17 protein-coding genes are annotated in these 14,211 nt (G+C 64.9%); 11 read left to right on the top strand and 6 right to left on the bottom strand.

Annotation, left to right across the window (positions count from 1 at the left end; translation table 11 throughout):
* The first annotated feature begins 75 nt into the window (after window positions 1–75).
* Together SOM18_RS15190 and SOM18_RS15185 are read left to right on the top strand one after the other, a co-directional pair.
* On the top strand, window positions 76–1,284 hold the full coding sequence (locus SOM18_RS15190) for an acyl-CoA dehydrogenase family protein (RefSeq protein WP_056409311.1): 1,209 nt from the start codon (window positions 76–78) through the stop codon (window positions 1,282–1,284).
* A gap of 4 nt (window positions 1,285–1,288) precedes the next feature.
* Window positions 1,289–2,380 carry an acyl-CoA dehydrogenase gene (locus SOM18_RS15185; protein WP_320481930.1) on the top strand — a complete coding sequence of 364 codons (1,092 nt, stop codon included), beginning with the start codon at window positions 1,289–1,291 and terminating at the stop codon, window positions 2,378–2,380.
* A gap of 177 nt (window positions 2,381–2,557) precedes the next feature.
* On the opposite strand, the gene SOM18_RS15180 is transcribed toward SOM18_RS15185, so the two are convergent.
* On the bottom strand, window positions 2,558–2,872 hold the full coding sequence (locus SOM18_RS15180) for a hypothetical protein (protein ID WP_031393859.1): 315 nt from the start codon (window positions 2,870–2,872) through the stop codon (window positions 2,558–2,560).
* Between the two features lie 77 nt (window positions 2,873–2,949).
* Window positions 2,950–4,068 (bottom strand): fatty acid desaturase family protein, encoded by a 1,119-nt coding sequence (locus SOM18_RS15175; protein ID WP_031441697.1) that lies wholly within the window; start codon window positions 4,066–4,068, stop codon window positions 2,950–2,952.
* Between the two features lie 244 nt (window positions 4,069–4,312).
* Here SOM18_RS15175 and SOM18_RS15170 point away from each other — a divergent pair, with 244 nt between their 5' ends.
* Window positions 4,313–4,573 carry a hypothetical protein gene (locus SOM18_RS15170; protein ID WP_031441698.1) on the top strand — a complete coding sequence of 87 codons (261 nt, stop codon included), beginning with the start codon at window positions 4,313–4,315 and terminating at the stop codon, window positions 4,571–4,573.
* 97 nt (window positions 4,574–4,670) lie between these two features.
* Window positions 4,671–5,198, top strand: a complete 528-nt coding sequence (locus tag SOM18_RS15165; protein WP_031441699.1) for a hypothetical protein — start codon at window positions 4,671–4,673, stop codon at window positions 5,196–5,198.
* Between the two features lie 10 nt (window positions 5,199–5,208).
* Here SOM18_RS15165 and SOM18_RS15160 read toward each other — a convergent pair whose 3' ends face one another.
* The gene (locus SOM18_RS15160) at window positions 5,209–5,484 is read right to left on the bottom strand and encodes a hypothetical protein (protein ID WP_235188453.1); all 276 of its coding nucleotides are present in this window, start codon (window positions 5,482–5,484) and stop codon (window positions 5,209–5,211) included.
* Window positions 5,485–5,637: 153 nt separating this feature from the next.
* Between SOM18_RS15160 and SOM18_RS15155 the strand changes: the two genes are divergently transcribed.
* Entirely contained in the window at window positions 5,638–6,477 is an 840-nt protein-coding gene (locus tag SOM18_RS15155; protein WP_031441701.1) for a hydroxypyruvate isomerase family protein, read from the top strand.
* Window positions 6,478–6,534: 57 nt separating this feature from the next.
* Here the strand turns inward: SOM18_RS15155 and SOM18_RS15150 are convergent, their stop codons facing one another.
* Window positions 6,535–7,329: a retropepsin-like aspartic protease family protein gene (locus SOM18_RS15150; protein WP_031441702.1), complete on the bottom strand. Its 795-nt coding sequence runs from the start codon at window positions 7,327–7,329 to the stop codon at window positions 6,535–6,537.
* Between the two features lie 144 nt (window positions 7,330–7,473).
* A complete protein-coding gene (locus SOM18_RS15145) occupies window positions 7,474–8,478 on the bottom strand; it encodes an SDR family oxidoreductase (protein ID WP_031441703.1) in 1,005 nt (334 codons plus the stop codon).
* Between the two features lie 163 nt (window positions 8,479–8,641).
* Here SOM18_RS15145 and SOM18_RS15140 point away from each other — a divergent pair, with 163 nt between their 5' ends.
* From SOM18_RS15140 to SOM18_RS15120, 5 genes are all read left to right on the top strand, one after another.
* Entirely contained in the window at window positions 8,642–9,346 is a 705-nt protein-coding gene (locus tag SOM18_RS15140; protein WP_031441704.1) for a RibD family protein, read from the top strand.
* 144 nt (window positions 9,347–9,490) lie between these two features.
* On the top strand, window positions 9,491–10,204 hold the full coding sequence (locus tag SOM18_RS15135; RefSeq protein WP_056409216.1) for a hypothetical protein: 714 nt from the start codon (window positions 9,491–9,493) through the stop codon (window positions 10,202–10,204).
* A gap of 256 nt (window positions 10,205–10,460) precedes the next feature.
* Window positions 10,461–11,183, top strand: coding sequence for a hypothetical protein (locus tag SOM18_RS15130; protein ID WP_320481929.1), 723 nt, complete (start codon window positions 10,461–10,463; stop codon window positions 11,181–11,183).
* A 270-nt stretch (window positions 11,184–11,453) separates the two neighbouring features.
* Window positions 11,454–11,879: a LexA family protein gene (locus SOM18_RS15125; protein WP_183936733.1), complete on the top strand. Its 426-nt coding sequence runs from the start codon at window positions 11,454–11,456 to the stop codon at window positions 11,877–11,879.
* Complete coding sequence (locus tag SOM18_RS15120) at window positions 11,876–13,147, top strand: Y-family DNA polymerase (protein WP_320481928.1); 1,272 nt, start codon at window positions 11,876–11,878, stop codon at window positions 13,145–13,147. Before SOM18_RS15125 ends, SOM18_RS15120 begins: the two co-directional genes overlap by 4 nt.
* Window positions 13,148–13,241: 94 nt before the next feature.
* Here SOM18_RS15120 and SOM18_RS15115 read toward each other — a convergent pair whose 3' ends face one another.
* On the bottom strand, window positions 13,242–13,883 hold the full coding sequence (locus tag SOM18_RS15115) for a hypothetical protein (protein ID WP_320481927.1): 642 nt from the start codon (window positions 13,881–13,883) through the stop codon (window positions 13,242–13,244).
* A 147-nt stretch (window positions 13,884–14,030) separates the two neighbouring features.
* On the opposite strand from SOM18_RS15115, the gene SOM18_RS15110 reads away from it, so the two are divergent.
* On the top strand, window positions 14,031–14,211 hold a 181-nt coding region (locus SOM18_RS15110; protein WP_320481926.1), incomplete at its 3' end, for a hypothetical protein.

Below are 14,211 nucleotides of genomic sequence, written 5' to 3'. Positions count from 1 at the left end.
CTCCCGACCATACCGGTCCTTCAATTTCGTGATCGACTGTGGCACATGGACTCCATCATCAGGAGTCACATGGTCATGGATCTGAGCTTCACACCCGACGAAGAGGCCTTCCGCGAGGAGGTGCGCGACTTCTTCCGCGAAAAACTCCCCGCGCGTCTCTCGACGCTGGTCCGCGAGGGCCGCCGGCTGCGCAAGGCCGACATGGAGGAATGGCACGCGATCCTCAACGACCGCGGCTGGCTTGCCAATCACTGGCCGCGCGAATGGGGCGGGCCGGGCTGGAGCGTGATCCAGCGGTTCATCTTCGACAATGAATCCGCGCTCGCGCACGCGCCGCGCGTCGTGCCGTTCGGCGTCAACATGCTGGGGCCGGTGCTGATCAAATACGGGTCGGAAGAGCAGAAGCGCCACTGGCTGCCGCGCATCCTCGACGGCTCCGACTGGTGGTGCCAGGGCTATTCGGAACCCGGCGCCGGCTCCGATCTCGCCGGGCTCAAGACCACCGCGGTGCGCGAGACGCGGGATGGCCGCGAGGTCTATGTCGTCAACGGGCAGAAGACCTGGACGACGCTGGGCCAGCATGCCGACATGATCTTCTGCCTCGTCCGCACCGATCCCGCCGCCAAGAAGCAGGAGGGGATCAGCTTCCTGCTGATCGACATGAAGACCCCCGGCATCGAGGTCCGCCCGATCACGCTGATCGACGGCGAGCAGGAGGTGAACGAGGTGTTCTTCACCGATGTCGAGGTGCCGGTCGAGAATCTGGTCGGTACCGAGAATGACGGCTGGACCTACGCCAAATATCTGCTGACCTATGAGCGGACCAACATCGCCGGCGTCGGCTTCTCGATCGCGTCGTTCGAGCAGCTGAAGACGGTTGCGCGGACGCAGACGAAGAATGGCCGCCCGCTCGCCGACGATCCGCTGTTCGCGGCGCGGATGGCGCGCGTCGAGATCGACCTCGCCAACATGCAGACCACCAATTTGCGCGTCGTCGCGGCGGTGGCGGGCGGCGGCGCGCCGGGCGCGGAAAGCTCGATGCTCAAGATCAAGGGGACCGAGATCCGCCAGGAGATCACCGCGCTGACGCGGCGCGCCTATGGCGCCTATGCCGCGCCCTATATCCCCGAGGCGCTCGAGGCGGGGTGGAATGGCGAGCCGGTCGGGCCCGACGATGCCGCGACCGCGTCGCCGAGCTATTTCAACAACCGCAAGCTGTCGATCTTCGGCGGATCCAACGAGATCCAGAAGAACATCATCTCCAAAGCCATATTGGGTCTCTGAGCATATGAACTTCGAGCATAGCGATGACCGCCGGATGCTGGCCGACACGCTCGTCCGGGCACTCCGCGACGGCTATCCGATCGAGACGCGCAACGCGGGTGCCTATGGCGAGGCGGGCTATGACCCCGCCGTCTGGCAGCAGCTGACCGAACTCGGCATCGTCTCTGCGCTGTTCGACGAGGCCGCGGGTGGATTCGGTGGCAGCGGGTTCGACATCATGGTGGTGTTCGAGGCGCTCGGCCGGGCGCTGGTGGTCGAGCCGTTTCTCGGCGCGCTGATGGCCGGCCGCGCGCTCGCCGCGGCGGGCGGGCACGACGAGGTGCTAGGAAGAATCGTCTCGGGCGAGACGATCGCAGCCTTCGCGCACGAGGATGCACAAGCGCCCGTGACCGCGACGCGCGATGGCGACGGCTGGACGCTCAGCGGCACCAAGGCGGTCGTGCACCAGGCAGGCGCCGCGTCGGTCTTCGTCGTTAGCGTCGAACAGCCGGGCGATCCGCTCGTCCTGCTCGTCCCCGCCGACGCCGCCGGGGTGTCGGTCCGCCGCTACAGCGTCGTCGAGGGTGGCGGCGCGGGCGAGGTGACGTTCGACGGCGTCGCGCTCGGCCCGGACGCCCGGATCGGCACGGACGGGCAGGGGCGTGCGGTCGTCGACGCGGCGATCGAGGCGGGGCTGCTCGCGCTGTCCGCCGAGGCGCTCGGTGCGATGGCGTTCGTCAAGGAGGCGACGCTCGGCTATCTGCGCGACCGCAAGCAGTTCGGCGTGCCGATCGGCAAGTTCCAGGCGCTCCAGCACCGCATGGCGACCGTGCTGCTCGAGATCGAACAGGCGCAGTCCGCCGTGATCAACGCGGCGGCGGCGTTCGACGGCGACGACGCGACTGCGCGCGCGCGGGCGCTGGCGGCGGCGAAATACACGATCGGCCGGACGGGCGCGCTGGTCGCGGAGGAATCGATCCAGCTCCACGGCGGGATCGGCATGACCTGGGAATATGCGGTGTCGCATTATGCCAAGCGGCTGGTGATGATCGACCACCAGCTCGGCGACGAGGACCATCACCTCCAGCGCTATATCGACCTCGCCAAGGCCGCCTGAGGTCCGCTCTCCCGTTCGTGCTGAGTAGAGATCGAGTAGCCCCGAAGGGGCGTATCGAGGGCTCGTATCGAAGCACAGGTTTCATCCGCCAACCTGTCCTTCGATACGCCGCTTCGGCTTCGCTCAGCAGCTACTCGGGACGAACGAGAAGAGGGGGCGACGGCAGGGCGTCCGGCGCTAGCCGCGCCGCGCGATGATGGGCCGCAGGCGGACGCCGAGGCAAATCACCGTCGGCCAGAACATCGTGTTCGCGACATCGACCAGCGTGTCGTCCCAGCGCCACGACCCGTAATTCAGCCGGTCCATGATCTCGTTGAACGCCTCGCCCGCCGCGACCACGGTCCAGGGGATGAAGGTGCCGAACGAACGCCGCGTGATCAGCCGTGCGATCATCAGCAGCGCCATGCCCGCATGGATATGCAGGATGGTGTCGGGAAGGCCGGTGCCGTCGCCGACCCAGTCGATCCACTGATGGTAGAGTTTGGGTAACACGTAGAGCCTCCGCCGCGGGCAGGGTGCTGCCCGGGCGGGGGCTTACCGTGATGCTCGGCGCAGCGATACCGGCGTGATCAGCCGCGCACCGCCTTGCGGCAGGCCTTGACCAGATTGACGATCAGCCCCGACAGCGTCGAGTAATTGGCGTGGTGATAGGAGGACCCGTCACCAAGCTCGCCCGTCAGGCGGCGATGCGCCTCGGGCAGCGCGTGATAGGGCAGCCCCGGCAGCAGATGGTGCAGCGCGTGATAGCGCAGGCCGACCGGCGCCCAGATCTCGGCAAGCAGGCCCGGCGGCGGTACGTTGACGCTGTCGAGATACTGGTCGGTGATGCTCATCGCATCGCCCTCATTCTCCCACAGATGCGCGACCAGCGTGCGGACCTGGTTGAGCACCGCGATCGCCGAGACGATCGCGAGGAAGGTGAGCGAGGCGGCAAGCGGGAACACGCCGGTTGCGGTCAGCACGACGAAGCTGATCGCCCAGACGCTCGCCGCGGTCTCCCAGATCCGCCAGCTGCGCAGCGCGGCGCCCTCGGGCGGCTTGCGGCGAAACTGCGGGTTGATCGCGAGCGCAGAATAGCGCGTGACGACGATCTCGCGCAGCTTGGGCGACAGCAGCGACAGCGGCGCAAGTACGCCGTAGCGCAGGATCAGGCCGATCGGCAGCAGCGCCGACACCAGCACGAAGATCGCGAGCGTCGCCGCCGGCCCGCGGGCGAGCGGCATATATTCGGGATCGCGGTTCGTGCCGTAGCGCGTCTTGGCGTGATGCAGCGTATGGACGCCCTCATACATCAGCGACGGCATCATCACCGGTACGCCGAACAGGATATTCCACCCCGCCGTGAAGCCACGCACGGCGTTCGGCTTCATGTGCGACAGTTCGTGGATGAAGCTGAGCGCCCGGTACAAGGCGAGCACCGCGACGACCGCGCCGAGCAGCTTGGCCCAAAGCGGCGTCGCGACGATCGCCACCGCCATGCCCGCATAGCCGAGACCCGCCGACGCGATCAGGTCGGTCCAGTAGACGATCGGGCGCGCCGCATGCAGGTCGCGCGTCAGCGACGCCGCGGCCTTGATCATCGCGATATCCTCGCGACCCGCCTGCGCCGCCTTGGGGCGTGCGAGCGCGGCCGAGGCCCGCGACAGGGTCGCAGCAAGGGGGTCGGGCGTGACGAATGCGGTTGCCATGATCATACCATTTTCGGGTGACGTATCGTCGTCGATACAGAAGAATTCAGGCTGAAAAATGGTGACGGGACGACCGGAATCAACCACCCAGCCGGGCCGCGACCGACTGCGCGCCGCCGTTGCGACAGACATGCGGGGCCGTGAAGACCCGCCTGCATCGTTGATCTGAATTAGGAACGCTTTGCTGGCGCAATCGTTAGGGCGGTGGTTCCTAACCGGGCTCATTTTCGAGAAAGCGAATTTTATGAAGACATTGATCCTTGGCGCAGCCGCGCTTGCCATGACTGCCCTCCCCGTCGCGGCGAGCGCAGCACCTGTCACCGGCAACGCTGCAAAGTCGCTGTCGGTCGCGTCGTCGGTTCGCACCGGCACCGCCACCAAGCGCTCGAGCAAGATCGCAGCGGACAGCATCGCGCCGCTCGTCATCGGCGTCGGCATGCTCGCGGGCGTCACCTACCTTGTCATCGACAAGGAAAATGACGACGACAACTCGGACAGCAACTGAGTTAAGCGCGGGGGCGGCGGTCGCGCCGCCCCCGCAACCTCTGTCGCCCGGTATCGGGCGATAGACGTTTCAACGCTGCGACGTGTAGGGCTGGGACATGACCCGTATCGTCCGATGCTGCGCCCTGATCGTCCCGTCGCTCGCACTGCCCCTGGCATTGTCGGCGTGCGATCCGCCACGCTGGGCGCGCGGGGGCGCTGATACGGACAGCCGCGACCCGACGGCGCGGCGTGATGCCGATTTCAGGCGCACCGAGACGCAACGAGTCGCGCAGGATATCGCCCGCACCGAAGAGTCCGTCCGCCTCTCGATTGCCGAAAAGCGCATCGAGGCGCTCGAAAAATCGCTCGCGGAGATGCAGACCACGCCCGAGACGGTCGAGATCGACCTGCTCAAGGGCCGTCTCGCGGCCGTCGAAGCCAAGGCCTATGCACTGCAGGATGCCCCGCCATCCGCACCGCCCACGGCCGCCCCGACGCCCACCCCGCGCCGGACGGTAAGCACCGATGCCACGACCACCCGTCGCGACCCGTCACGCCCGCCTTTGCGCCTGCCCCAGCTCGAAGCCGCGCCGCGCCGCGCCACCGAGGCCGAGAAGGCTGCGTTCAACGCCAACCGCCGCTGATACGATTCCCCTATAATCCGGCCTGATCAATCATCGATGCGATCTCGGCCGGCAACGCGGTTTCCGCCTTGGGCAACAGGCGGTTGAGCGCGGTCTGCACGCGTTTGGTCGCGACCTGATAGGCCTTGTGCCGGATCGCGCGCGTCGCGTTCGTCCGCCAGGAGGAACTCTCACCGAGCAGCGCCTCCCATTTGGTCTCCTCGGCCGCCAGGATCGAAAGTGCGAGACGAAGCCCGTCCCGCCGTCCGCGTGCATAATCGTCGGGCATCGCCGGCATCTCCATCATGCGCCCCCGGTCCCTGACAAGCGAGGTTCGCTTTGTACCCGACCACCACGAAATCTTCCCGTGATCAAGGGCTTGGTCGCACGCCATTCGCGGCGTGTGGCGTCGGGGTGCAATACCGCTTGCCGGCAGGGCCGTCTGGCCTAGTGTGCGGGCATGATTACTCGGCGCACCGTCATCGCTTCTTCTCTCGCCTTGTGCGCGACCTCGGCGATCGCCGCAGCGCCCGCGCGGCGTGGCCGGCTGAAGCAGTCCGTCAGCCGCTGGTGCTATCAGGACATGCCGCTCGACGCGCTGTGCGCCGCCGCGGCGCGGATCGGGCTGGACGGCATCGACCTGCTTCAGCCCGCCGAATATGCGGTGCCGCGCCGGCACGGACTGCGTTGCACCATGGGCTATGCCGCCGACATCATGACCATCCCCAATGGCCTGAACCGGCGGGAAAACCACGCGGCGATCGAACGGGCGTTCCGCATCGGTATCCCGCAGGCCGCAAAGGCAGGCGTCCCCAATGTGATCGCCTTTTCGGGCAATCGCCGCGGCCTGTCCGACGCGGAGGGCGCCGACAATGCCGTCGCAGGGCTGAACCGTCTCAAGCGGATCGCCGAGGATCATGATGTGACGATCTGCGTCGAGCTGCTCAACAGCAAGGTCGACCACCCCGATTACATGGCCGACCACACCGCCTGGGGTGTGCGGGTCGCCAAGGAAGTTGCCTCACCCCGCGTGAAGCTGCTCTACGACATCTACCATATGCAGATCATGGAAGGCGACCTGATCGACACGATCCGCAAGAATATCGAGTGGATCGGTCATTTCCATACCGGCGGGGTTCCCGGGCGGCATAATCTCGACGGCACGCAGGAGGTCGACTGGCGGGCAGTGGCGCGCAGCGTCGCCGATCTCAAATTCCAGGGTTATTTCGCGCATGAATTCGTGCCGGTCGGCGATCCCCTGACGGCGCTCGCCCAGGCGGTCCGGACCTGCACGGTGTGACCGGGAGCCGGACGGTCGACGCTTCGTAACTGCCGGAGCCAGCGCGTGGCCCGGGACTCAGCGCATCGCGAGCTGCGTCGTCAGCGCGCGCGGCGTGATCGTCATCACCCCGTCCTCGATCGTGACGCGTCCCAGCCGCGCGATCTCGGGCTGGCCGAGCAGCGTATAGGGCATGCCGCGCTGGCCGATGCGCATCGCCATCCGGCCCAGACTCTGCCCGCCGATCTCGACCGAGGCGACACGCGCGACGCCGAGCCGGGTATAGCCGCCGATGCCGATCGCCGTTTCCTCGCGCTGCACGGCACGGTCGGCCCCTGTCGCGCGCGCGTCTTCCGCCGATAGGATGGTATAGGCCGCGCCGGTGTCGACGATCGCGCGAATGCGGACGCCGTTGACCATCATCGCCGCGACGAAATGCCCGCCCCAGGGATCGCGATTGATCCGCAGGACATGCGGCTGTCCGAAGGTGACCGGCTCGTCGAGGTCGGCGGGGTCGATCTCGATGCGGGGGGCGGGTGGCGGCGCATAGCTCACCGCGGCGACCATCGTCCGCTGCGGCTCGATGCAGGTGACGACGGTGCGCGACAATATGTGCCCCTCGTCGTCCTCGTCGGTCGTCTCGGTCGTGGTGATCACCGCCATGCCCGGCGTCGCCGCGCCGCCGCGCCAGGCGGTGTCGACGATGCGGGTACGACCGTTGATCGTGGTGACGGTGCGCACGGTGTTCGCCGGGACATCCTGGATTTGTCCGCCGATCGCGACGCGGACCTGCGCGGCGGCAGCGGTAGCGGTCAGCGCGGACGCCAGCGCGATCGCGAGTGCCCCTGCGCGGACGGTTGCTCTGATGCCCACGGCAGTCCTCTTTTCCTCATCCACGGACATCCGTCCCGGAGGATCAAAGGAACCCTAGCGGCAGTGTGTTTACAGTTGGTTAGCGCGGCAGGATGCGCTGCGGTCGATGTCCATGGCGCTTGGCGGCGCGGGCGCGGGCCGGGATCAGGGGAAGCCCGCACCGCCATGCGCGCCGACCGCGGTCCCGGTCGAATAGCTTGCCTCGCCGGATGCCAGCGCGACGAACAATATCGCGAGTTCCGACGGCTGCCCCGCGCGGCCGAGCGGCGTGTCCTGGCCGAATTCGTGCATCTTGCCCGGCAGCTGCCCGCCCGCGACCTGAAGCGGTGTCCAGATCGGGCCGGGCGACACGGCGTTGACGCGGATGCCCTTCTTGGCGAGCTGCTTGGCCATGCCGCGCGTCAGATTCTGGATCGCCGCCTTGGTCGAGGCATAATCGATCAGGTCGTCATTCGGATCATAGGCGTTCTGCGAGATCGTGTTGATGATCACCGAACCCGGCGGCATCGCGGGGATCGCAGCCTTCGAAAAGCGGAAGACGTGGAACACGTTGGTCTCGTAGGTGCGCACGAACTGTTCGTCGCTGATCTCCATGATGTCCGCCTTGGACTGCTGATAGGCGGCGTTGTTGACCAGGATATCGAGACCGCCGAGCTGCGCGATCGCTTTTTTGACCGTGTCCTCGCACGCCTTTTGCGTGCGGATGTCGGCGGGCAGCAGCACCGCCTTGCGACCCGCCTGCCGGATCAGGTCGGCGACCTCGCGCGCGTCCGGCTCCTCGCTGGGATAATAGTTGATCGCGACGTCCGCGCCCTCGCGCGCAAAGGCGATCGCGGCGGCGCGCCCGATCCCGCTGTCGCCACCCGTGAGCAGCGCCTTGCGACCGACCAGCTTGCCGCTGCCGCGATAGCTCTGCTCGCCATGATCGGGGCGGGGGGTCATCTTGCTTGCGAGCGCGGGCCAAGCCTGGCGCTGCTCGGGAAAGGGGGTGCGGGTGTACGCATTGCGCGGGTCGCGCAGGCTGGGGGCGGGCCCGGTGGCGGAGGCCCCGGTCGATTGCACCCGCGCCATGCCCGGCGCGGCCGCCGCCGCAAGGCCGATGGCGGCACTGCCCAGGATGCTGCGGCGGGAGGTTTCACCGTTGCTCATGATCGGATCCTTGTCGGTGGGTCGGGGTCGCCGGCGGGCTGGTCTCTGCTCGACGAACCGCGGCGCGGACCGTTCCATCGGCGCGGTCATCCGGCCCGATACCGCGGAAACCGCGGATGCCGAGCGGCGTTCATCCCCGATCTGCACCCGCGAGTATCCCACCATGAGCGACCGCCCCCGCATCATCTGCCTCATGACCGCCTCGGTCGATGGTGGCCTGCATCCCAGCCGCTACACCGACAGCCCGGATGGCACCGCCAAGGCGTGGACACGCGCCTATGAGTCGTTGCACGAGCGCCTCGACGCCGATGGCTGGATCGTCGGACGCGTCACCATGGCGGAGATGGCGAAGGGAGAGCCGCGTGCGTCGACGACGGCGGACGCGCCCGCGCGACCGTCGCTGTTCCAGGCGCGCGATGCCACGTCCTTCGCGATCACGCTCGATCGCGCCGGCAAGATCCGCTTCGCCGGGCCCGACATCGGCGGCGACCCTGTCGTCGTGCTGCTCGGACGCAGTGTAAGCGACGCCCATCTCGCGGAGCTCGCCGCCAATGGCGTGTCCTACCTCGTGTCGGACAGCGACGAGATCGACCTCGCCGGTGCGCTCACAACGTTGCGCCGCGAACTCGGCATCGAAACATTGCTGCTCGAAGGCGGCGCCGGCATCAACGGCTCGTTCCTCGCTGCCGGTCTGGTCGACGAACTCAACCTCGTCATCGCACCCGCACTCGACGGCGGCACCGATGCGGAGCGGATCGTCGCGGCGGGCGACGGCCTGAAGGGCAAGGTGAGGCTGTCACTGCTCGGATGCGAACAACTGGCCGCCGGGGCGGTCAATTTGCGGTACCGGGTGGAGGCGGTCGGCTAAGCGCAGTCGGCGTACATGGCGGAACGGAATTGGTGCACCCGACTGGTCTCCGTTAATTGCGCCGGTTCAATATGTTGGCTTGGCTAACCGCAAAGACGGCAGCCGCGAAATCCTGCGGTTTTCTGACGCACTGGCTAACCGCTCGTGAGCGCCCGTTCGCTGTTTCAGATCGCCGGCGGCAAGGCGAAAGAGGGGCATCGTACAGGCCAGCCGGTCCGCCGCAGCAGCTATCGCGCGGGCGAGCGCGAGCAGCGCTATTGGCGCCCCTTCAACAAGGCCGAACGCAACGCACGGATGCGCGCGGCGGAGGTTTACGACCGCAAGCACAAAATCGCCGGCAAGCGTAACGGACCGCTCGGCGCGATCGGCGTCGACGTGCTGCGCGAGCTGATGCGCATGATCGACTTCAAGACCGGCCGGCTCGAGCCCGCCATCGCGACGCTCGCCGAACGGCTGCGGCGGTCGCGCGGTGCGATCGTCAGCGCGCTCGCGCGTCTGAAGGATCACGGCTTCCTGAACTGGATCCGCCGGTTCGAGCCGATCGAGGACCCTGACGCCTTCGGCCCCCAGGTGAAGCAGGTGACGAACGCCTATTGGTTCGGCCTGCCCAAGGAGGCGGCCGACATGGTTCGCCGGATGATGGGGAAGGGGCCTTTGCCCGACGACGAGGTCACCCGCAGGAAGGCGGAGGAAGAGCAGACGGCGGCGATGCTGGCGACGGTCTCAGCCGAGGACCTGGCGGCGTTCCGTGCCGGCAATGAGTCGCCTCTTGCCAAGGCACTCGCTTCGCTGGGCCGGCGCGTAGACCTCTCTAACGCGAATTCACCGGGTGGTCAGAACCCATCCCTGCAAGGTTAAATATAAGAGGAACGCCGTTGGCGTGCGCAGGTTTGTGGTTTCACCCAGCCCCCGAGGCCCGAACCCAACGGGTTCAGCATCCAGCGACCGCGGGTGGGCGTGCCGGCTTGCGCCGTCCCGTGCATCCTAGGGAGGATGCGCAAATTCGGTGTCATATTTGTCTCAAGCGACGTGACCGCGGAGCGGTCGAGCCTCACATCATAGATATCATCAGACCGGATCGGCTGTTAAATGCGATGTAAGAAGGAGTAAATTTATGGGCGAAGATATCGGAAAGGTCGCAGAGGCGATCGTAGGTCCACCGGCTGGCAGCTTCGCTGACGTGTATGGCGTCGTTATTGGCGACCGGATTGCAAACTGGCGCCTGCAGAATGTCATTCGCGCTCATGCAAAAGTCCAATCGGTCGCTGATGCCGCTGGATTGAAAATGGTCGTAGCAAAAATACCGGAACGTTTTGCATACTCTTGGTTTGAAGAAGTATCCAAGCAGGACAACGGCGACTTGCAAACCCTCTTCGCAAAATTACTCGCGAGGGCAGCCGCCGGACAAATTGCTCCTGATGAGCGGCTGACGAGGATGTTATCACTTTTCACCCCAAGCGATGCGCGGGTTTTCAATGCCTTCTATGCGGCGGTGGACCCATCAGATAAAAGCCCGCTGATGCGCCAAGCGATCTCAAGGCGACAAGTTGCTCGCGGTTCATTCATTGACAAATTGCGGACTGACATGCCGGAGGAAGCGGCAAAATCCGTTGAAGCTTTAGAAAATATTGGATGTTTTCAACGGAGAGTTCGTTTTGGCAAAAAGGTCTTTGCATACGATCCCTCTTGGATGCGAAGCGTTGCGCGAGGGCAGGCCGTCGAGCCAGACTGGGACAAACTAATAAAGGACCGGACGGAGCCTGTGGAATTTATTGCCGCAACTGAGCTCGGTGAACTGCTCGCGAAAGCGACCCTCGATAGGGCCGCCTTCTCTTAGCCCTGTCGGTCATCCATCCTGCACCAAACTGCACCGCTTGGGAGGCGGAAATCTCGTTATCGCACCTAGGGCACAGGCAAGTTTCGATAGGTCTTTCGATTGCACCTTTTGCGACATAAAAAGACCGCGGGCGAGGCGGGGGGATCAGCGCGTATTATGGGGTCGCGACGTTGGCTGCGGGGCAGGGCCGCCGCACGTCGTTGAAATCATGTGTTCCCTTTATGTTCTGACTCGCGCTAGATGGCGGTCCAAAGAGTCGCGGGAACCATCATGCACCACCTCCACCTTCACGATGTCCCGTTCGACCTGATACCGCTCGAGGTGCCGTTCTTCCTGTCGCGCACCCCGGCTGGCTTTCCGTCGCCGGCGCAGGACGACATGGAGGAGCCGATCGACCTCGGCGCCTGGCTCGTCCAGCACCCCGCCGCCAGCTACATCATGCGCGTCGACGGCCATTCCATGCTCGGCGCCGGCATCAACGACGGCGACCTGATCGTCGTCGACCGATCCAAGACGCCGCGCGCCGGCGCGATCGTCGTCGCCTTGGTCCATGGCGACCGCACGCTGAAGCGCCTGCGGCACATGGATGGCCGGCACTGGCTCGTCCCCGAGGCCGAGGGCTACCCGCACACGCTCGTCGACGAGAATGTCGAGATCTGGGGCGTCGTCGTCGGCGTCGCGCGCCAAGTCCGGTGAGCGGGCCGATCGCGCTCATCGACTGCAACAACTATTACGTCTCGTGCGAGCGTGCCTTCGACAGCAGCCTCATCGGCGTGCCCGTGATCGTGCTGTCGAACAATGACGGATGCGCCGTCGCCCGCTCGGCAGAGGCCAAGGCGCTCGGCATCAAGATGGGCGAGCCCGTCCACCTGCTGCGGGACAAGATCCGCGCGCACGGGATCCGCGTGCTGTCGTCGAACTACACCCTGTACGGCGACATGCAGCGCCGGGTTGTCGCGGCGTGCGATGCCTTCGCGCGGGATTTTGAGATCTACTCGATCGACGAGACGTTCCTCGACCTGACAGGCTTCGAGAACCGCGACTTGGTCGCGCACGTCAACGCGATGCGCGCCCAGGTCCGCCAGTGGACGACGATCCCCACCTGCGTCGGCATCGGCGACACCAAGACGCTGGCAAAGCTCGGCAACGCCGCGGCTAAGAAGAACCCGATGTTCGACGGCGTGGCGGATCTGCGGGACGATGCGGTCCGCAAATGGGTGTTGGACCGGTTTCCGGTAGAGGACGTCTGGGGCGTTGGCGGCGCGACGGCTCGAAAGCTGCTGGCGCTCGGCATCGGCAATGCCGGCGCGCTGCGCGACATGCCGATGAAGCAGGCGCGCGCGGTCGGCACCGTTGTGCTCGAGCGTCTCGTCGGTGAGCTGCGCGGCGTCCCGTCGGACGCGGTCGACACCATCGCCCCGCAACGCAAGGGCATGGCGGTCACGCGCTCATTCGGCACGCCAGTGCACGACTTCCACACGCTGTTCGGCGCGCTCACGCAATATGCGATGCGGGCCGGCGAAAAGCTCCGGTCGCATGGACTGGTCGCGGGGCGGCTGACCGCGTTCTTCCATACCAACAGGCACAAGCCCGACCGGCCGCAATATGCCGGCTCGCGCACCGTGGCGCTGCACCCGATGACCAGCGACAGCCTAGAGCTTATCGCCGCAGCGAAGCGCGGCGCGTCGGCCGCCTGGCGCGATGGCTATGCGTACACCAAGGCCGGCATCCTGCTCGACAATCTGATCGCGGCGGATATGCGCCCCCGGACATTGTTCGAGGGCGACACGGACAAGCGCGACCGGTTGATGGGCGCCCTGGACGAGATCAACACCCGCTTTGGAAAGTTCGCCGCCACGACCGCTTCGCAAGGCTTCAAGCGGCAGTGGAAGATGCGATCAGAAATGAAATCGCCTGCCTGGACAACCGACATCCGTGAGGTACCGAAAGTACGTGCGGGATAGGTTGGCGAGCGCACGCGAATGTCCGGGCTTGGTGGCTACCTGTCAGCAGGTTACGGGGATCGGCGGTCGATAATCGACATTTGCGCGTTGATGGTCAGCTTCGCAATGTCTTGGCATATTCGGATATTTCGACGGCGGTGCATTGCGAAGTAAATTCCTCGATGGAGGCATCGTCCTGGGTTACGATCAAATTAAGCGGAAACCAGTCCGCTGCAACTAGAAGGCGGCTTCCGTCCTCACCGGTAAGCAACAATCCAACTGAAACAATGCAAGTCGCTTCTGCCTCCTTCGGCAGATTATCTGGGTCAGACCCGGACTTCCAAATAGGGTTTTCCCCTACTGCTCCTTTCAATCCTGGGTCGCTGAGTATGAATTCACCTCGCTGTAATACGTAAATAATCTCGACGGCAAATGGCATACGTTGAAAGTTGATTTCCGGGAGTGGTGTTACATATTTTGGCCATTTCTTCTTGTGAATTTCCCAAGACGCAGAGACATTTTCGATACAAAGAGAAAATACCTCAAACATGAACTCACAAGATCGGTCATCGACCACGACCGACCAAATTGTTCCTCTGGTGTCCTTGAACCAAACAAGATCGGCTCTCGGTCCGACTCTATCAGGGTTGTAGCCGTTGAAGAGGACAGAAATCTCGGTAAGCGATCGTGCAAATCCTTCCAAATCGCCTCTCGTGATGCTGAGTCGCTCAGGTGGATAAACTCGTGACGGGGTCATTTTAGTTATGTCCACTTCGGGGCCTACAAACGCAATGGCATTACGTCCGCTACTGGGCGCTTGCCGACCGTCCGGTTCTGGGGTCTGCTTCCCCGATCGCGAACGTCGCACTTGGTGGAAAGCGGACGTTTCCTGTAGATCTGCGATATGGTCACTAGCTTTATGAGATTACCTCTAATCCTGCGCCTCACCGGTGGCTGGATCCTTGCGTGGATTACCAATGCGCTTCTCGCACCTGTGGCGGCGAACTTTCTCGAGATGCTTGGCCTCTTGATATCAGTAATGGTTGGCTGCGTGCTGCTGTTAGCGGCGGTCGGCATTGTGTTCG

Origin of the sequence: Sphingomonas sp. CFBP9019, assembly GCF_034045155.1 — a bacterium.
Taxonomy (GTDB): domain Bacteria; phylum Pseudomonadota; class Alphaproteobacteria; order Sphingomonadales; family Sphingomonadaceae; genus Sphingomonas; species Sphingomonas aerolata.
This window is presented reverse-complemented; position numbering and strand designations above follow the sequence as displayed.